The following is a 20,548-nucleotide window of genomic DNA, read 5'->3' as shown; positions in this document are numbered from 1 at the left end:
ATGTTCCTTTCTAATTCATTGGATGATGTTGGTTATAGAGGTTGATAATATCGCGCGCAATGGAAGGTCCGACACCATTTGTAAGGTTAGTGTTATGTGGGAAGACAACAGCTACAGCGATTTGAGGATTATCTGATGGTGCATAGGCCACAGCATTAGTATTATTAGCTTCTTGACCTCCCGCAACATAACTTTCGGCAGTACCTGTTTTCCCACTAATGGATACAGCTGCGCCATTTGAAAAGGCACGACCGGTTGTCAATCCGCTAGTCCCATGAGCAACCTGATAAAAACCTTGGTGCAAGATACTCATATCGGAGTCGGATATATTGACCTTATTCATCTCTGTCGGTTGCAGTTGCTGAATCAAGTCGCCCAGTCCTCCCTTATCATTATTGCCATAAATGCCTTCAACAATACGAGGAGCCACACGAACACCATCATTTGCAATCGTTGCCACATACTGAGCTAATTGCATTGGGGTATAGTTATCAAACTGCCCAAAGGCATTAGTAATGTAATTAGCAAAGCTATAGTCTTTGGGAACAAATCCAGTAGATTCATCTGGTAGGTCAATCCCAGTCGCAGAACCCAAACCATATTCACCAAAGGTTGAACGCAATTTCCCCATAGCAGACTCTAGATTGCTGGTGCCGACAAACATATTGGGTTGATAGGTTTGCCCCATAAGACCTAAGGCTGTTTGGACCATATAAGCATTGGATGAATACTCCAGAGCTTGAACCGCCGTAATCGGCATTGGAACAGAAAAGGCAGTATACCAAGAATTAATTGGAGCTGAACCTTGGAAGACAATGGACTGGTCTGTCAAGGTCTGATTTCCCGACAAGACTCCATTTTCCCAACCTGAGCTGATGGTCGCCGCCTTGACAACCGAACCTGGAACAAAGACATTGGTTACCGTTCCCAAGGAATCAGGCGTCAACTCTCCCGTTTTCAAGTCATGTTTGATCCCTGACATGGATAACACAGCACCTGTTTTTGGGTTAAGGGCGACTGCATACACACCTTCAGAATACTTAGCTCCACCATTCCCCAACTCTGAATTGAAATAACTTTTCAGCAAAGCATCCACGCTATCTTGGAAGGCCAAATCAATGGTCAGTTTGATATTGTTTCCCTTACTACCTTCCTCAATTGTATCCACGCTTTCCATGTTGCCATATTTGTCCAGATGGATTTCTTTTACCGAGCGTTTTCCTTGTAAGGTCTCTTCATATTGCTTTTCCAAATAGGAGGTTCCAACACGGTCATTTAGAGAATAGCCTTTTTTAAGATAGGCTTCTGCTTCTTCCGCTGGGAGACCAGCTTTTTCACTGGATACACTCCCTACTATAGAAGAAAGGGAAGTTTCCAAAATCTTTCGATCCCAAGAAGTAGAAATACTAATGCCAGGCATCTCCTTTGAAATAGAGGCAATAACAGCTACCTGAGAATCATTTAGAGGATCTGTCACAATGGTTCCTGTCGCAAAGTTTCCAACAGCATTTAACTGACTAAAAAGATAGATTTCTTTCTTTTCATCCTCTGTATAGTTTAGTTGACTTGTTGGGACACTATCGACCGCATTGTTATACAGTTCTGATTCGGATAGGCGATTGCCATCTGAATCCAAGCGTTTCTCACTTGGGAGAGCTTCCACTGTTTTTTTATAGATTTCAGGATCAGCCAAATAGTAATCAGCCAGCTGACGTTCTGTCAAATTTGGCGAACTGATGCTCACATATCCCAGCAACTGACTAGCGATTTCTTTCAGATCTTTAGCCGTCATTTTATTACTACGCGTAAAGGAAACAACCTGCTTTAACGTATTTTCTACCAAAGGTTTTCCACTAGCATCATAGATTTCCCCACGGGCAGAACTGGTTGTGACCTTGGTCTGACTAGCTGAGGCTAGCTTTTTTTCGTAAAAATCCTTGTTCAAAACCTGCATATACAACAAACGACCAATAATGGTCATAAAGAGTAAAATGACGATTGAAAACAATAAATTAAGCCGAATCGGAATCGAATGGCTGTTAAATTTTCTCATACAAATCAGTCTCATTTCTAACTTAAAATCTTACTCTTAATTGTACCACAATTTGAGCAGAAAATTATGGAAAAGAAAGAAGCTTTTTTTCGTTTTTACAGTAAGATACGTTTTTATTTATCCCTCCCTATATTATATGTTATAATGAATGTAAAAGTTCAATAATCTAGTCTTTTTCCAACACGACTCATTTAAAGGAGCCTTCCCTATGGACAAACCAGATATCGCAACTATCATTGATTCACATTTTGAAGAAATGACAGACCTAGAGCAAGAAATCGCTCGCTATTTTTTACAAGCAGAAACCATTCAAGATGACCTTTCTTCCCAACAAGTCACCCAAAAATTACATATTTCTCAGGCTGCTTTGACTCGCTTTGCTAAAAAGTGTGGCTATACTGGCTACCGAGAATTTATTTTCCAATACCAACATGAGGCAGAAAATCAAGCCAACCAAGTCTCCAAGCACAGTCCACTGACCAAACGAGTCCTCAGAAGTTATAGCAATATGAGGGAACAAACACAAGACTTGATTGACGAAGTCCAACTAGAACGAATTGCCCAATTAATCGAAGATGCTGAGCGTGTCTACTTCTTCGGAACAGGGAGTTCTGGCCTCGTTGCTCGTGAAATGAAATTGCGATTCATGCGTCTGGGTGTGGTCTGCGAAGCCTTGACCGATCAAGACGGCTTTGCTTGGACAACCAGCATCATGGATGAAAATTGTCTCGTACTTGGTTTCTCACTTTCTGGTACAACACCTTCTATTTTAGATAGTCTACTAGATGCCAAGGAGATGGGGGCAAAGACTGTACTCTTTTCAAGTGTTCCCAATAAAGATAGCCAGACCTATACAGAGACCGTTCTCGTTGCTAGCCACAGCCAACCTTCCTACATCCAACGAATATCCGCTCAACTTCCTATGCTCTTCTTTATCGATTTGATTTATGCCTACTTTTTGGAAATCAATCGCGAAAGCAAGGAAAAAATCTTTAATAGCTACTGGGAAAATAAGAAACTCAACGGCTATCGTAGACAAAAACGTGTCAGAAAATCCTAGTTTGGTTGGGCCAAACTAGGATTGTTTTGTATTGATACTCTTCGAAAATCAAATTCAAACCACGTCAGCTTCGCCTTGCCGTACTCAAGTACTGCCTACGGCTAGCTTCCTAGTTTGCTCTTTGATTTTCATTGAGTATAAAATGATAGTAGGCGCCCAACATACCTGCTGTATTTTGATGATGAGCAAATTCTAATCGTGTTTTTTCAGCTAGACTTGGTACCAAAGCATCTTTCAAGGCTGTGCGGATCTTGGGTTTGAGGATTGCTTCTTGCCCCATGATACCACCCCCGAGAATGACCACTTCTGGATTGGCAACGTAGCAAATATTAGCTAGACCTTTTCCTAGATAGTCTACCATTCGGTCAATACCAGCCATGCAAATCTTGTTTCCTTCAGTTGCTTCCTTAAAGATGCGTCGGCCATTCCACTGATCAACATCTTCTCCATGTGCTTCAGCTACATATTTCACTAAAGCTGTTGTAGAAGCCAAATCTTGGAACGCTCCATCCTGCATATGCATATAGCCAACTTCACAGGCCGAATTACTAAAACCATGGAAAACTTTCCCATCCATAATCAAGCAACCACCGATACCGGTTCCAATAGTCAAGCAAAGAGTAACACTCGCTCCCTTGCCTGAACCAGATACTGCCTCAGCCAGACCTGCACAGTTGACGTCATTCTCAATTTCACAAGGAATAGCAAAGCTTTCTTCGATTTCCTTCTTGAACTGAGTTCCTGCATAGTTGGGAATCTGAGGCCCAGCATAGAAAATCTCACCCTTGTCAGGGTCCACCATTCCTGCAGAAGAAATGGCAACACCTGCTACTGGGTCTTTTTCTAAATAGCTGGCTACGATATCTTTGGTCTTTTGTAAGATATGAGGTCCACCCTTATGCGCCTCTGTTGGCATTTCATGTGATTCAACAAGTTGGCCTTCTTGGTCGATCAAACCATATTTGATGTTGGTTCCACCGATATCAATTGCAACGTAGTGTGTCATAAATACCTCCTTATGGATTAGAGGAAGCGCTCCTTGGTTTCACGAATCAAGGCTGCAGCTGCTTCTACAACTGGACGATCTTCTTCAGTCACTGGTGTCAATGGTGAACGAACAGAACCAATATTCAAGCCTTCATTGATTTTCAAAACTTCTTTGATGACACCGTACATATTTCCATGTGCAGCAGTCAATTTACCAATGATAGCGTTGATAGCATACTGCAATTCACGCGCTGTTTCCAAATCTTTATCTGCAATCAACTGATTGAGTTTCAAGAAGAGTTCTGGCATAGCACCATAAGTACCACCGATACCAGCTTTAGCACCCATGAGGCGGCCACCTAAGAACTGCTCATCTGGACCGTTAAAGACGATGTGGTCTTCTCCCCCAAGGCTCACAAATGTTTGGATATCTTGAACTGGCATAGAAGAGTTCTTCACACCGATAACACGTGGATTTTTCAACATTTCAGTGTAAAGACTTGGCGTCAAAGCAACACCAGCTAATTGAGGAATGTTGTAAATCACGTAATCGGTATTTGGAGCTGCAGAACTGATATCGTTCCAGTATTTGGCAACTGAGTATTCAGGCAAGCGGAAGTAAATTGGTGGAATCGTTGCAATGGCATCTACTCCCAAACTTTCTGCGTGGCGAGCAAGTTCCATACTGTCTTTGGTGTTGTTGCAAGCAACATGGGCAATAATGGTCAATTTACCTTTGGCAACTGCCATGACTTCTTCCAAAATCAACTTGCGGTCTTCAACGCTTTGGTAGATACATTCACCAGAAGAACCATTGACATAAAGACCTTGAACACCTTTATCAATGAAGTATTGAACCAAGGCACGCGTACGTTCTGGACTTACTTCTCCTTGATCATCATAACATGCGTAGAAGGCTGGAATGACACCTTCGTATTTTTTCAAATCTGACATAGATTTTCTCCTATTATTTTTATTTTCTGCTAAAGCAGATTCTTTCTTTACTTCTTTAGTATACACTTTACCGAAAAGGCTTTCAATATCTTATAGACACTTAGATTTTAGTTTCTCGCTTATAGAATAGCGTTTGGAGCGTTTGAAAGTAGTTTCAGAAATAATTGCACCCCTTACTCATACTTAGCAAATAGCTTTTCCATCACTCCCACTTGTAAAAAAGCAAGAAATCCAAAACCAAAGAGAATAAAAGCTGATCCTCCCAATAGAAGGGTAAAGGCTGATAGATATAGAATCATCAAAATCAAAAAGATAATTGCAATCATCAAGATAAACCAAGGAGCATTAAAACTAGCCAACATCAATCCTTTTTGGAGAATTTCTTTCCAAGATAGGTCATAACGTGCAGCGATGGGATAGCTAGCCAACATCACGATAGTAAGGAAAATCAGAATACCTAGACAAATAGCTTTCAGCAATTGGAAGGGCAGAGCTGTCTGACCCCAGAAGAGATAGAGATCTAGAAGGCTTAATGAGACAATGCCCAACTCAAGCAGACCTAACTGAAGACCTAGTTTTAGATTTTGCTTGAAAGCTCTTAGATATATTTTAAAGACAGGCACACGTCTGCTCTTCTTAATCTCAAACATAGTCTCGTAGAGGCTAATTTTAGCCACTCCAATCGTCACAATGGGCAAACAAGAGACGACAAAAAGAAGATTGGCTGTCACGATATCCAATACCTTCTCACTAAAACGCATGAGAAAGTTGTCTGTATCAAATGCTGCCTTGATAAGGCTTACTCCTTTTTGTGCCATATTTGCTCCCCCATCATTTTTCTTTGTAAACTGTTTTCTTTTTTGTCAGTAAAGCTTTCATAAGTCCCTACCATGAACAAAGCTATTTTTTCTTTTTTCTTTTGGACTTTTTTCTATTTTTATCTATGGACATATAATCTATATATATGCCGGACAGCGAAGCAACTAAAATACTACTCCAAGTATGCTCATTAAATCCATCTAGCCCTCCACGGACTATCATTGCAAGCACTGTCCAAGCTAACATATTCAATAAAAAAATACAAAGTGCTTTTAATAAAAAAATACAAAATGCTTTCATTCTCTCGTTTTAAAAGTTTATACAACCATATACATCAACTAGATTCACAGCTATTTGTAAAATCCTTCCATAAATCTTGATCAGTGATCCTACTCTTGCTCCCGCAGCCATAAAGACTTTGCTGAACTTCAATCCTGCCATACCAATAGTATTTCTGAATAAAGATACTGACAATAAGAGCTCATTTCTCTACCTCAAAAAGAGAAATTTCATGGTAGATTATGATCAAAGATTTACAAAAAGACAATTCATCCTATTTTTAATCAATCAAAATTTTAAAGAGATACTTGCGAACTTGATCTTCCATACCTGCATAACCAGTTGGTTGATGTGGCTCACCTGGGAAGAAAATCGCAAAATTGTGATAACCCAACAAGAGTGGGTAGTGTTCATGACAATGAACAAAGCCAATGTCACTTGCTTCGTCAAATGCTACTGCTTCATCTTTGATACGTGAACCGTAGATCGAATATTCATGTCCTTCTACCAGCAAATGCAAATCTGCATAGTTCTGATGATGCTCAAATTGATCATTTTCAGCTTGATTGAGGACATTTTCCTGAACAACTAGAAAGACTTTATCTCCATCAATATCATACTTTCCTAATTCGAAAGAATCCTTACGATGTTCATAAAGATAGTCGATAGCCTTGTCAAGATTGGGATGAATCCCTTTATAGAAGCTAATATTTTTTAAATCGTCAAAAATCATACTCTTTCCTTCGTTTCTGATAGTTAACTAAAATCATTCTTAAGTTGATAAGTGTCTGACAAAACTTCATAAAGTAACTGCATACCCTCCATTTTGTAGACACTTATAGCTCTATATTCTTTTAATCTATAAAATATACTTCTGTATTTTGATAGATTGATTTTCCTATACTCAATGAAAATTGAAGAACAAACTAGGAAGCTAACCGCAGGCAATACTTAAGTATGGCAAGGTGACGCTGACGTAGTTTGAATTCGATTTTCGCAGAGTATTATCCTTTGACCGCTCCCATAGTAATCCCCTGTGTGAAGGATTTTTGGAAGACAAGGAAGACTGTTACGATGGGTACAGCAGCAAGGGCTGCTCCTGCCATGATCAAACCATAGTTGGTTGCCATTTCAGCTTGCATAGTTGCAACCCCAAGTGAGATGGTCAAATTGTTACGTGAAGTCAACATAACCAACTGCATGAAGTAGTCATTCCAAGTATTGATGAAGGTGAAGATTGCAAGGGCTGCAAATCCTGGTTTCACAATCGGGAAGGCTACGCTCCAGAAGGTACGAATCTCACCACAACCGTCGATTTTAGCTGATTCAAGCAACTCTGTTGGAATATTTTCACTGAATTGTTTCATGAGGAAGACACCGAATGGCCATCCAATCAAAGGCAAAATAACTGCCCAAAGAGTGTCATGAATTCCCATGAAGTTGACGATACGTACCAATGGTACAAGGACAACTTGTTTTGGAAGCGCCATAGCAGCGATGAAAATAGCGAAGAGAATGCGTTGACCATAGAAACGTTTTTTAGCCAATACATAACCTGCTAGAGATGAGGTTGCACAGACTAAGAACATGGTTACCAATGAGATAAATACTGAGTTCCACATCCATTGTAAGGCAGGGTTCTGCACCATGAGTTGTTGAAAGTTTTCCATGGTTGGCATTTTAGGGAACCATTGTGGCGGAATCATAATTGTATCAGGTTGTGATTTGAATGCCCCTGTCAAAATCCAGTAGAATGGAAAGATGAACAGCACAGTCAACAAGAGCAAAATGATTGTTGAAATAACAGTAAAGGCTGTTAATGGTTTTTTTTCTGTAGATTGCATAGCTGTCTCCTTTCTTTAGTATTCTACGTCGTTTCCGAGCGCCTTAAATTGAACAAAACTTACGATCGCAATCATGACTGCCAAGAAGACACCAATGGTGTTTGCATAACCGTATTCTGTCAATTGGAAGGCTTTTTCGTAAAGGTAGTACATCAAGGTACTTGTAGAGTAGTTTGGCCCACCAGATGTCAACAATTGAATCAAGGCGAAAACTTGGAAGGAGTTGATTGTCGTGATGATTGCGATATAAAGAGTTGTTGGAAGAAGGCTTGGCCATTTAATCTTCCAGAAAACTTGAAATTCAGTTGCACCGTCAACACGAGCTGCTTCAACCAATGAATTGTCAATATTCCCCATAGCTGCGATGTAGAGGATAATCGGTTGACCAACAGACGTTGTCAAGAGGATAATCATAATCGCCAGCAATGCCCAGTGCTTGTCGCCCAGCCATGAAATATTTTGAGTAATGATATGACTAGATTTAAGTACAAAGTTGAGAATCCCTGATAATGGATCATAGATCCATTTCCATACAACTGTTACGGCAACACTACCTGTTACAACTGGAAGGAAGAAGACAAAACGGTAGAAAGATCTAGCAATAGCATTTTGATGGTAGGTCTGTGACGCTACAAAGAGCGAGAAGAGAACAACAATCGGTACAGAGCCAACAACCAAAATAACTGTGTTAATCAGAGATTTTGTAAAGACAGGATCTTTAAACATACGGACATAGTTATCTAAGCCCACAAATTCAAAACTAGTCATAGAGTAGTTAAAGAAACTTGTGATGAAGCCCATAATCATTGGTACTAAAACAAAGATAATAAAGAAGAACAACACTGGTGCTAGGAAAGCATAGGAAATCACTGTTTCCCTCATACGGATTTTATTGACTTTCACAGTCGGCACCTCTCTTTCAAATAGAATAATTTTTTGACTTTCTTGAACTGTTTTAAAATCAAAATGAAATTTTTTATGATTCGCTTATGTAAGAACTTCATTTTAATTTCGTGACAATTTCTTACATTTTAAACAAAAGCCCCCCTTTTCTTACACTATCTGTGTAGAGGGAAAAGGGGGTATACACTCTTAGGTTCTTTAAAAAACTACTTTTTATAGAATAACTAAGGACTATTGTTTCATAGCTTTTTTAATTGTTTCGTTCGCTTTTTCAGTAAAGGCTTTCAAAGCGTCCGCTGGTTTTTCGTCACCATTTGATACAGATTGCAACATTGGGAACCAAAGTGTTCTCATTTCAGCAAATCCATCAATAGTGTTGTAGTATGGTGAGTAGTATTGAGTCCAGCTGCTGATTGTTTCCATACGTTTATCATCATAAAGTTTTCCAAATGAAGTACGGACTGGGAAAGCACCTGTACGAACTACGTCTTTAGGTCCCCACTCTTTGTCATCTGCGATAAATTGGATGAATTTCTTAGATGCAGCAACTTTCTTGTCGTCTTTGTTGTTGAATACTGCAAATCCGTTTACAAGGTATTCAAGAGCTGGTTTACCTTCGTCTGATGGGAATGGTACTTCTACCACTTCTACCTTACTTGCTTCTAAAAGTTTAGCTTGGATACCATTTTGAGCTGGTGCCCAAAGGATTGTGTAAGATGTTTGACCGTTGGCAAAGTTTTGGATATCTGCTCCACCGTCAAATTGTGAACCATTATTGAGCAAATTGTCTTTAATCCAGCCAGTTGCTTTTTCAAGACCTTTGACGAATTTAGGATCATCAGTTGTATATTTGCTAACTTTTTCATCTGTTACAGAACCGCTATAAAGGTTAGAGATAAAGGCACGTGTTCCTTGGTCTCCCCCTTGACCAGAACTGAACAATGAACCTGGTGTGTAACCCTTGTCTTTGAGTGCTTTCAATACTTTTTCAAAATCATCAGTTGTCCAACCTTCTTTTACAAGGTTTGCCACTCCAGCATCTTCTAACATTTTCTTGTTCATTGCCATGTAGAATGGGGCAGAACTAATTGGATACATGTAAGCCTTGTCTCCAGCTTTACTTGCTTGTACGATGTTTTCATTGTTGACATCTTTAACAAATTCATCTGTGAAAAGGTCGTTCAACTCAGCCAATTTACCGTTTTTACCGTATTGGATGATACGTCCTGGTGCATCAAAGAGTACGTCTGGAGCTGTTCCAGCTTCGATAGCTGTTGTGATTTTTTCAGGGCCTGACTTGAAGTCAATGGTTTCCAATTTCACTTTTACATCTGGATTGGCTTTTTCAAACGCTTCGATGATTGATTTTTCATAAGTTCCAACACCGTCACCAGTTTTTTCTTGGGTAAATACTGGGAATGCCCACCAAGTGATTTCTGTTTTGGCACTGTCACCACCTGATTTGCCAGCATCTTTACTTCCGCCAGAATTGCCACAAGCAGCAAGACCAAGAACCGCAGCACTCGCAAGTACTGTACAAGCTAATTTTCTAAATTTCATTTGTATTCTCCTATTTTATAAGCGTATCCAACTTGGATAATGAGTTCTTTATTTCTTGTATGCGATTTCATTTCATCCTACTCATCCACCACTCTCCTCTTTTTTTTATTAAGTCAGTAAGTACTTAATCATCTACACCTAAAATTTCATTAATACTATTTTTATATAAGATTGCTTTTGCTCCATAGATTGCTTGAATGCCACCCTTCACTTCTAAGACATCAACTGCACCAATTTGTTTTAAAAGTGCTTTATCAACTTGATTAACTTCTTTTACAGCTACACGTAAACGTGTCACACAAGCATCTACATCTTCTATATTATTTGATCCACCCAAGGCTCTGATAATTTGTAGGCTATCCTGTTTTAAATGATCCGCAGTATTTGAAGTTGAATCTGCGGATTCAGAAACTTCTTTAGAATCTACTTCTTCTCCTCTTCCTAGCGTTAGAACGTTGAATTGAGTAATGAACCATCTAAAAATAATATAATACAAAACACTCCAAATAAGTCCAAATGGAATCTGAAGAACCCAATTCGTCTTAGCGTTCCCCTGCAAAATTCCAAATAAAGTGAAATCGATTACACCTCCTGAAAATGTGTTTCCTATTGAAATATTTAAGATGTCTGCAATAAAGAAGCTGACACCATCAAGGAATGCGTGAACAACATATAGAACCGGACTGACGAATAGAAACATAAATTCAATTGGTTCTGTAATACCGGTAATAAAAGATGTTAAAGCAACTCCAAAAAACAAACCCGCGTATTTTTTACGACGATTCTTAGGAACACTATGGTACATCGCTAAACAGGCAGCCGGTAAACCGAACATCATTGTTGAGAAACGACCTGCAAAAAACCTTGTTCCTTCTGTAAATAATCCAGAATGAGCCGGATCGGCTAATTGAGCAAAAAATATTTTTTGAGCTCCAACCACTGTTTGTCCTGCAACAGTTTCAACACCACCAAGTTCAGTATACCAAAACATAGGATAAATCATATGATGTAAGCCTACTGCTCCAGAAAGTCTCATTAAAAATCCATATAGAAAAGTTCCAATTGGACCTGCCTGAGAAATATATCCACCTGTAGAAACAAGAAGTTGTTGGAAAGGTGGCCAAATAACAAAGAAGACAAAGCCAATTAAGATAGAAGAGAACGATGTAACAATAGGAACGAAGCGTGAACCTCCAAAGAATCCTAAAGCGGAAGGTAATTGAATATTGCTATATCGGTTGTGCAAATATACGGCAACTATTCCGACAACTAATGCTCCAATAACTCCAGTATCAATTGCAGATCCTTCTGCCATAAAAAGTTTTACCAGAGCTTTGATCGTTGCAGTCATAACTAAGTAACCAGTTACTCCTGCTAACGCAGCGGTTCCTTTATCTCGTTTCGCTAAGCCAATACATAATCCCACACAGAGAAGTAGTGACAAGTTACTGAATACAACCTCTCCTGCAGAGCTCATTACTTGGAATATCGATTGAAAAATACTATTGTCTAGTATTGGATAAGTTGCTATCGTGGTTGGGTTTGAAAGTGCACCACCAATCCCCAAAAGTAGACCTGCTGCAGGAAGTATAGCTATAGGTAACATAAAAGCTTTTCCAACTTTTTGTAAAACTTTAAATATAAAACTCCCCCCCTCACATCTTATTTAAGACCAGCAACGAAGCGTTCTGTAATCTCTTTTGGTCTAGTAATAGCGCCACCAACAACGATGCCTCGCACTCCGTATTCAAGGATTTGTTTGGCTTGTTCTGGTGTATGAATTTTTCCTTCTGCAATGACATCTACACCGGCATCACAGAGTTTTTTGATGAGTTCAAAATCTGGACCATCCACTTTTGGACTGTAGGATGTGTAGCCTGATAAGGTTGTTCCGACAAAGTCAATTCCTGCTTCGACCGCTGCCAATCCTTCTTCAAAAGTACTGGTGTCCGCCATCAAGAGCTGGTTAGGATATTTCTCCTTGACCTGACGAATGAACTCTTGAATTTCCAAACCATCGTAGCGTTCACGCTTGGTACAATCCAGAGCAATCACCTCGATGTCCAGTTCTGCCAATTCATCAACTTCTTTCATAGTAGCCGTGATGAAGGGTTCTTGTGGCGGATAATCTCGTTTGATTATCCCAATAATCGGAAGTTTGGTGACTTCCTTAATTTCCTTGATATCGCGAACACTATTGGCTCGGATACCGACTGCTCCACCTTGCTCAGCCGCTTTGACCAGCAAGGGAATCACCCCTCCCGCTTCTGTATAAAGCGGTTCATGAGGAAGAGCCTGACAAGAAACGATGATTCCATCTTTGATTTGCTCAATCAAGGCTTCTTTGCTAATCTGTGGCATCCTCTTTCCTCCTTTTCCTTTTTCTTTGTTTCTATGAGATTATTATACCTCAAAAATAAAACGCTTTCAAGAGTTTGTAGTATAATAGATTTCAGTTTCAAAAACTAGCCAAGTCAAACAGCTCCTCTAAAAGTACTTTCAGAGGAGCAAGTCGACCTATAATAGGAGAATACCAAAATTTAGTTTACAATTTCTGACAATTTTACTTTGCGATCTTCAAACATAGACTGGGTACAAGCATCTGCAGTAGCAATTGCTTCGAGAGCAGCTTCTCCTGTCAAAAGTTTTGCAAATTCTTCTGATACTGGAGCTCCTTGCATAATCTCATGCAGATAGCGCATTTCTTTATCAATGACAGATGATAGCCATAATGGAGTACGTTTACCTGGTTTACCATAAGCAATTGCTCCATCCATCTCTGTACTATGATAGATACGAGTCCGATCATCATCTTCTTCTTGCGATTCATGAATCAAGAAATAACTTTCTTGTCCATCTAGCTTAAGAGTTCCTTTACAGTTGAATAAGTCTAAGCGGATAGCACCTTTGGTTCCTTGGATTAAAACATAATGTTCACCCCAACGATAAGCTGAACCCCATTCTAACAAGGCAAAACGCTTATTAGAAAATTCCATATTGACAAAAATCATATCATCTTCATCACCGAAATGTTCACCTTCATGGGCTACATTTCCACCTGTCATGGTTACAGTTTCAGGCATGCCACCCATAAGGAATTGAACACAATCCAACTCATGGATGTGGTGATACAAGTGACCACCTGATTTTTCACGAATTTTTTTCCATGATACGGACGGTTGTTGTTCTTCCCAACCATTACGAGCTGTGTGACAATATAGAACGTCTCCGATGACTCCTTGATTTATGAGTTCTTTTGCATGATGGACACCATTAAAGAAATTCATAATATGTCCTGCCATAAAGGTTACATTGTTTTCTTTGCATGCATCTACCATCTCACGGCAATCTTGATAAGAAAGCGCAATTGGTTTTTCACAGAAAACATTTTTACCATGTTGTGCAGCCTTAATAACCGGTTCCTTATGAAGATTATTTGGAGTTGCAACGATAACACAATCTACTTCATCGCTAGAAACCAACTCATCTAAGGAGCTTGCTACTTTCGCTCCCAATTCTTCTGCAATTGCCTCTGCATTATCTGGATCATAGAGAAGAGTAATCTCTGCTCCATCATTCTTTTGCATATAACGAGCTAACTCAGCTCCAAAATATCCTGTTCCAACAACACCATATTTAACCATGTTTTTCTCCTTTATTATTGAATAAACTTTCTAATTTTAACTTATACTCTTCGAAAATCTCTTCAAACCGCGTCAACGTCTCCTTACTGTGTGTATGGTTACTGACTTCGTCAGCTTCATCTACAGCCTCAAAAACATGTTTTGAGCTGACTTCGTCAGTTTCATCTACAACCTCAAAAACGTGTTTTGAGCTGACTTCGTCAGTTTTATCTGCAACCTCAAAGCTGTACTTTGAGCGGCCTGAGGCTAGTTTGCTCTTTGATTTTCATTGAGTATTACTTCACAGATCCTTCTGACAATCCACTTGCAATCTTATTTTGGATGATAGAGAAGAAAATGATTGATGGAAGAACCACAATAACAGATGCTGCCATCATATCTCCCCAGTCTAAAATTTCTGAACCGTTAAGTGAACGAAGGGCTACTGCTACTGTCATCTTTCCTGTATTGTTAATCAAAATCAAAGCATACAAGAATTCATTCCAAGCATTGATAAATGTATAAATAGCTGTTGCTACAATACCTGGTGCTACAATCGGTAGCACAACTTTATAAAACGTAACAAATTTATTCGCACCATCAATTCGAGCTGCTTCTTCAATTCCAATTGGAACTGTTTGGAAAAATCCAACTAAGAGCCAAACTGCATATGGAACACTAAAAGATAGATAAACCATCATCAAGCCAAATAAACTATTTGTTAAGCCAACTTTAGCAATGGCAATTGAATAGGGAATTGCCAACAAAATTGGTGGAAAAATGTAGGTAATGACGAGTAGTCTCGACATGATTGCTCCCAATTTAGGGAAGAATCGAACAATACCGTAGGCTGCCATAGCAGAAATAATAATCGCAATAAGGGTTGTAGCTAAGGCAATGATTAAACTGTTTCGAATGTTATCAATAAAGTGCAAATCATTGATAACATGAGTGAAATAATCTAATGTGAACTGTTCAGGCCAAAATCGTGTTGGATACTGAGTTAATTCCCCTTTCCCCTTGACAGAAGATATGATAATCCATACCAATGGGAAAATTGCAACAATGGTCGCACCAATCAAGAGTACATGTGAGAGAATATCTAAATAAATACCGGATTTCTTCTTCATTATTTTCTCCCCTCCTTTTCCCACTTACTGATGATAGCAAAGTAGATAAAGCAAATCGCCATCAAGAAGATAAAGAGCAACACTGTAACTGCTGAAGCACGACCCAACAATTTAGTTCCCCAACCTAGGTTGTAAGCAAAAATTGGAAGCGTCGTTGTAGCATTGGCTGGCCCACCACCAGTAATGAGGTAGATAATGTCAAAGTTATTAAAGATCCATACAGTTCTCAAAACAACTAGAAGCCCTACAACCACTTTAATATGTGGAAAGACAATAAACTTGAACACTTGCCAACTTGAAGCACCATCTATCTTAGCAGCCTCAAATTGTTCTTCTGGTACTGTCTGCAATGCCGAAAGCACATTGACCATAATCATCGGCGCTCCAAACCAAATGTTGATAAACACCAAACATAGGAAGGCCCATGTACTATCTGTCAAAAATGCAGGTGTATGATCCATTAAACCTAATTTTACGATTAGATTAGGTAAATAGCCATAAACCCCGTTTAGAATCCATTGCCAAGAGAAGGCAATAACGATGGTAGGAAATGCCCAAGGAACAATCAATAAGGTCCTATATAATTTCTTGAAGTGGCGTACTCTGTGAAGAGCTAAAGCCAATACAAACCCTACTAAAACTTGACCAACTAATGAGAAAATGGTCCACTTAATTGAATTAAAGAACGCATTAAAGAAGTTGGGATCTGATAGCACAGCTTTATAATTAGCTAAACCAACAAATTTGTAATTGGGCATAATCAAATGCTTATTGGTAAAGCTATAAAAAATACTCGAGAAAAACGGATAAACAAAGAGTAATCCTACGATAATCATAGCTGGCAAAACAAATATCCAGCGAGTTAAATTACGTTCTTTAACCATTCTCCTTCTCCCTTCTTTTACAAGATTGGGCTAGAGCTTTTCAGCTCACTAGCCCACCTATTTTCTAGTCTTTTACATCTACTGAACAGCCTCAAATAAATCGTTTAATTGTTTTTCTGCTTCTTTTGCTGCTTTCATAGGATCTGTTCCATTTGTAATGATATCTTGGAACATTTGTTCAATAATGTGTTGGTTAGTCAACATACCAGCTTGTACACTTGGTCCATTTTCATAACCAATAGCAGTACCTTTTTTAACAGCTTCAGTAATTACTTCTTCAGCATGTTTAAATTTCTTACGAGTTTCATTTTCTTTATAGGCTGCAGAATCGCTAATCCCCTTAATAGTTGGCAACATACCTACTGGAGTTGAATCAAGGAATTTAATGTAGTCTTCTTCATTATAAAGTGATTCTAAGAATGCTTTAGCAACTTCTGGATGTTTTGAATTTTTCCAAACAACCATTGGAATGTTTGAGGTTTCAATTCCTTGATCTTTATCAGACTCTTTGATTTTTGGAATAGGATAAGCATCAATCGAATCAATCAATTGAGGACTATTGGCATTGATTCCTCCAATCTGGAAGCCAGAGTTAAAGTCAAATGCTGTTTTTCCTTGATAGAACAAGGTAGCTTGTTGAAGGACATTAAAGTTCAAAGAATCTTGAGGTGAGATTTCTTTATACATTTTAACCCAGTATTTAATACCATCTTGAGCAAGTTGACTTGTCAAATCCGCTTTAAGATCTTTTGTCAAGAGACTTCCACCACCACTACGTACGTAGAAGTTCAAGAAACGTGTTGCCATTAAGTCATTTGTTCCAAACGGAACAGACAAGCCATAAACTCCAGCTTCTTTCAATTTTTTAGAAGCTTCATAGAGTTGATCCCAAGTTTTAGGAACCTCAATATTATGTTCTTTTAACAAATCTGTTCTAACCCACATGACTTGTGCATGTGAATAAAGAGGAACAGAGTAGTAATCATCTCCGATTTTTGCCTCATTTAAGGCAGTTTCGTTAAATTTATCCTGTCCAATACGCTTGATAGAATCGTTTAGCGGAACCAAAGCATCTGAGTTGACCATTTCCATTACTTGGTTAGGAAGAGCTGTACTGATATCTGGCACATTTCCATTTGCTAAACCTGTAGTCCATTTAGTATAGAAGTCATTCCAAGAAAATGTTTCAATCTTGATTTTCGTTTTTGGATGCTTTTGCATGAAGGCATCTGCTGATTTTTGAATACTTTCTAAACGGGGTCCTTGAGTAAAGGAGTGCCACATTGTAATCTCGCCAGATAATTCTGTCGGTGGTTCAGTACTAGTTGTAGCTTCTTTTTTTCCTGAACAAGCTACCAAGGCAACGGCTGCTAGCGCAACTCCGGCTAGACATAAAAACTTTCTCATTTTTTTCATTGTTCTTCCCTTTCTACATTAAGAAATCGCAACTTTAAAGACAACTTTTTTCACAGGTTCATCATTTATACGAACCTTGGGTTGATGTAAATCTTCTGGAAAAGTGATGAGGCATTCGCCAGCTCTCAAATGAACCAACTGTTCCACTTTCCCTGTGTATAATTCAATATCCTTCTCTTCATCATACTCTTGGGTAACGCTTACATTTTCTGGCGACGTAACAGCCATGGCTTCTTCGTTTTCCAAAACTAAATGAATATCCAAATATTTTTGGTGAGTTTCAAAGAAAGCCCCTGCTTGACCGTCTGCTAGATAAGTAAAGCAATTCCCAAACAATCGATCACCATCGATAGCAATCGAACCTTCTGTTAAATTTTCTAGTCCTGTTTTTTCTAGAAAATCTATTAATGTTGCAAAATGTGGATTTACTCCCACATAAGTTCCTAAACGGCTAATTTTTGTAATAATCATCTCTTCTAACCTCCTTTCTCAATCTATTTTTCCTATCCAAGTTCCCCATTCTTCTGTCTAGCATTTTCTACTAGAAGGACATAAAAACACAACACTCTCTAGCCTATACTCTTTGAAAATCTCTTCAAACCACAGTTGCTTCACCTTGGATTATATAGGTCAGTCTTATCTACAACCTCAAAGCGGTGTTTTGGGCAATCTGCTACCAGCTTGCTAGTTTCTTCTTTGATTTTCATTCAGTATCTCCTCAATCTTCACAAGGAGGTCTGATTTTTCTAGCGACAAACAGAATAAATAAGTTAGTTCAATTAGCTACCTTCCTTATAGATGAAATTGATATTCATGAAGGAAGTTGCCCTTTATTTTTTGCAAAAGATACTAGTATGAATCTATTTGGGGAATTGAATTTATAAGCTGCTCACTTATACTCTTCGAAAATCAAATTCAAACTGCGTCAACGTCGCCTTGCCGTACTCAAGTACAGCCTGCGGCTAGTTTCCTAGTTTGCTCTTTGATTTTCATTGAGTATTAGTTTTTCTAAAATAATTCTAATCTATTATTCTAGCACTAATAGACTCTTTGGCTAAATCTCCTTTCTACATCTCGTTTCACCAAGAACTTTTTAAGAGAGAAATACTCTAAATTAGTTTTGTTACCGTTTTCAATTAGAGTATACTTTTTTTTTTTAGCATTTCAAGTCTTTTTCTAATTTGGAATTTAGTTTCAAATCTTTTTAACTATAGCAACTACATTAAAAGTACTTTCAAAAATAAGTAGGTTTCTTGCAAGACCTGTTTCGAGTGGACAAGATAAAAAAACAAGAAAGCAGGTAAAAGTCAATTTTAGGAGAAAATGAAAGAAATAACCTTATGATATAACAGTATAATATGATAATTGAACAAATTGATTGGAAAATTCAAACTAATTTCTAACAATGATTTAAGAATTGTAGTGTTCTAATATAGATTCAATGCACTATAAAACGCATAGTATCAAGCTTTCTTAATCCCCTGATACTATGCGTGTTTGTATTTTTTAAGATTTTGTGCTTAGAGTTTTTTAATTCCAAGAATGCCATCTTAACCAGATGGTTTTCTTGTCTATTATTGCTGATCTTACAACAACGCCTCAAACTCAGATACTGACATACCCAACTGCTGACTGGCAACCTCGGAAGTCAGAAGTCCTTGGCGAACCATATCCAGAAAGGCAAAAAGTTTTCCACGTTCAAGTCCTTCTGCCCGACCTTTCTCCAACCCTTTTTCTTCAGCTTGTTCCAAGGCATAGTCCTGTGCTAACAAGGCTTGTTCTTCGCGCATACGTAGTTGACTAAACATTTTCCTATCCTCCTCGGACCAGCTCTTGTAGTCTAGCAGTTGGTCTGCCTGGCTGATGGCTCGCTCGGGTTGTTGGGTAAATGGTTTATTCCCAAAAAACTCCAACCATGGTTTACGAACCTCGTCTTTGCTGGTTTCTCTGTATTTTTTTAATTCCAAGAAAGCCATCTTGACTAGATGGTTTGCTTGACCGTTATTTGTGATGGTTAAGACCTCACCTGTCGTATCCTCGCGCATGCTAAAGCTATGAAAAGCTAAGTCATCTTGAAAATAATTACTGTCCACGATAGCGATAGCGTATACTGGTGCGATATGCTTATAACTCTGGTGGGTATCACCTTCTCGTTGACGAATTTTTTCGAGATTTTGATTGACCTGACTACACAAGTAAGCCCACAGGCGATTGATGAAAAAATTCTGATGATGTACCTGAATCTCAATAATAACTTGTGTCCCATTGTCTAACTCTGCCAAGACGTCTATACTGGTATAGAAATCCTGCGCTGAATAAGGCATGGAAGGCAAGACGTGAATGTTACTTCCCTCCAAAATGGTCACATTTTTTGCTGGCAAGTCCAGCATATCGCGAATAAATTGACAAGTGATTTCTGGGTTGCTGAAAATTTTCTTAGCAACCAAGTCATTGGTCGGGCTAATGCCCGGATGTCTTAGAATCATCCTTTTCCTCCTTCTATTATACCATAGTTTTAAATCTAATTTTGCTAGATTCTATGGTTCTATCTATTTATTCGGAAAAGAAGTGAGAAAGTTAAAAACTATTGACCCTAATCACTTGCAAAGAGATATATCTTGCTCACATTATTTATTAAAAGCTATATTTTACAAAAAAGATTACAAAATCAACCATTTTAGAAAATCCTTACCACTTTCTAGACTATGAATTCTAGTGTTTTTATACTCCTAGCTTTCTCGTCAATATGCCATAAAGCAAGTTCAGTTGATCCATTCCCCGTACTCGTTCACTCTATAGCCGTCTGGTGTTAGCGATACGAAATTTTCCTAAACCTTTTAAATATAAAAACATCTTTTTCCTCACTTTAGTTTCTAATACTTATTTATCCAGATATAATAGCTTACAATCTTTTAAAATCTTCAAATAAGTTATGATTGTTCCATACTCTTCAAACCATGTCATCTTCGTCTTGCCGTATGTATATGTTACTGACTTCGTCAGTTCTATCTGCAACCTCAAAACGGTGTCTTGAGC

17 protein-coding genes are annotated in these 20,548 nt (G+C 38.5%); 1 reads left to right on the top strand and 16 read right to left on the bottom strand.

The features are described from left to right. Positions 1–10: 10 nt before the first annotated feature. Complete coding sequence (gene pbp2b, locus HT679_RS01190; RefSeq protein WP_173212422.1) at positions 11–2,068, bottom strand: penicillin-binding protein 2B; 2,058 nt, start codon at positions 2,066–2,068, stop codon at positions 11–13. Between the two features lie 193 nt (positions 2,069–2,261). Here pbp2b and HT679_RS01185 point away from each other — a divergent pair, with 193 nt between their 5' ends. Continuing rightward, entirely contained in the window at positions 2,262–3,113 is an 852-nt protein-coding gene (locus HT679_RS01185; RefSeq protein WP_173212420.1) for a MurR/RpiR family transcriptional regulator, read from the top strand. A 109-nt stretch (positions 3,114–3,222) separates the two neighbouring features. Here the strand turns inward: HT679_RS01185 and HT679_RS01180 are convergent, their stop codons facing one another. The 15 genes from HT679_RS01180 to HT679_RS01110 form a co-directional block, all read right to left on the bottom strand. Beyond that, entirely contained in the window at positions 3,223–4,119 is an 897-nt protein-coding gene (locus HT679_RS01180; RefSeq protein WP_173212418.1) for an ROK family protein, read from the bottom strand. Between the two features lie 17 nt (positions 4,120–4,136). Continuing rightward, a complete protein-coding gene (locus HT679_RS01175) occupies positions 4,137–5,054 on the bottom strand; it encodes a dihydrodipicolinate synthase family protein (protein WP_001281495.1) in 918 nt (305 codons plus the stop codon). 173 nt (positions 5,055–5,227) lie between these two features. Then, positions 5,228–5,872, bottom strand: coding sequence for a DUF624 domain-containing protein (locus tag HT679_RS01170; RefSeq protein WP_173212416.1), 645 nt, complete (start codon positions 5,870–5,872; stop codon positions 5,228–5,230). 560 nt (positions 5,873–6,432) lie between these two features. Further along, positions 6,433–6,885 (bottom strand): YhcH/YjgK/YiaL family protein, encoded by a 453-nt coding sequence (locus HT679_RS01165; RefSeq protein WP_173212415.1) that lies wholly within the window; start codon positions 6,883–6,885, stop codon positions 6,433–6,435. 271 nt (positions 6,886–7,156) lie between these two features. After that, positions 7,157–7,996 carry a carbohydrate ABC transporter permease gene (locus HT679_RS01160; RefSeq protein WP_001192006.1) on the bottom strand — a complete coding sequence of 280 codons (840 nt, stop codon included), beginning with the start codon at positions 7,994–7,996 and terminating at the stop codon, positions 7,157–7,159. Positions 7,997–8,011: 15 nt separating this feature from the next. Then, positions 8,012–8,878: a sugar ABC transporter permease gene (locus HT679_RS01155; protein ID WP_162278974.1), complete on the bottom strand. Its 867-nt coding sequence runs from the start codon at positions 8,876–8,878 to the stop codon at positions 8,012–8,014. A gap of 252 nt (positions 8,879–9,130) precedes the next feature. Then, the gene (locus HT679_RS01150; RefSeq protein WP_057553798.1) at positions 9,131–10,459 is read right to left on the bottom strand and encodes an ABC transporter substrate-binding protein; all 1,329 of its coding nucleotides are present in this window, start codon (positions 10,457–10,459) and stop codon (positions 9,131–9,133) included. A gap of 124 nt (positions 10,460–10,583) precedes the next feature. Next, positions 10,584–12,101 (bottom strand): PTS transporter subunit EIIC, encoded by a 1,518-nt coding sequence (locus HT679_RS01145; protein WP_025172073.1) that lies wholly within the window; start codon positions 12,099–12,101, stop codon positions 10,584–10,586. A gap of 20 nt (positions 12,102–12,121) precedes the next feature. Continuing rightward, entirely contained in the window at positions 12,122–12,820 is a 699-nt protein-coding gene (locus tag HT679_RS01140) for an N-acetylmannosamine-6-phosphate 2-epimerase (RefSeq protein WP_001135655.1), read from the bottom strand. 179 nt (positions 12,821–12,999) lie between these two features. Then, on the bottom strand, positions 13,000–14,103 hold the full coding sequence (locus HT679_RS01135; protein ID WP_050073351.1) for a Gfo/Idh/MocA family oxidoreductase: 1,104 nt from the start codon (positions 14,101–14,103) through the stop codon (positions 13,000–13,002). Positions 14,104–14,378: 275 nt separating this feature from the next. Beyond that, entirely contained in the window at positions 14,379–15,212 is an 834-nt protein-coding gene (locus HT679_RS01130) for a carbohydrate ABC transporter permease (protein WP_000730331.1), read from the bottom strand. Further along, positions 15,212–16,096, bottom strand: coding sequence for a sugar ABC transporter permease (locus HT679_RS01125; protein ID WP_173212413.1), 885 nt, complete (start codon positions 16,094–16,096; stop codon positions 15,212–15,214). The genes HT679_RS01130 and HT679_RS01125 overlap by 1 nt, the downstream gene beginning before the upstream one ends. Before the next feature lie 78 nt (positions 16,097–16,174). Next, positions 16,175–17,512, bottom strand: coding sequence for a sugar ABC transporter substrate-binding protein (locus HT679_RS01120; RefSeq protein WP_173212411.1), 1,338 nt, complete (start codon positions 17,510–17,512; stop codon positions 16,175–16,177). A gap of 18 nt (positions 17,513–17,530) precedes the next feature. Further along, positions 17,531–17,983, bottom strand: a complete 453-nt coding sequence (locus tag HT679_RS01115; RefSeq protein WP_000587462.1) for a YhcH/YjgK/YiaL family protein — start codon at positions 17,981–17,983, stop codon at positions 17,531–17,533. Positions 17,984–19,098: 1,115 nt separating this feature from the next. Then, the gene (locus tag HT679_RS01110; RefSeq protein WP_173212409.1) at positions 19,099–19,998 is read right to left on the bottom strand and encodes an Rpn family recombination-promoting nuclease/putative transposase; all 900 of its coding nucleotides are present in this window, start codon (positions 19,996–19,998) and stop codon (positions 19,099–19,101) included. Positions 19,999–20,548: the final 550 nt, after the last annotated feature.

Source organism: Streptococcus sp. 4886 (assembly GCF_013276485.1).
Classification (GTDB): Bacteria; Bacillota; Bacilli; order Lactobacillales; family Streptococcaceae; genus Streptococcus.
Note: the sequence above shows the minus strand (reverse complement) of the source record. Positions and strands in the feature narration are given on the sequence as shown.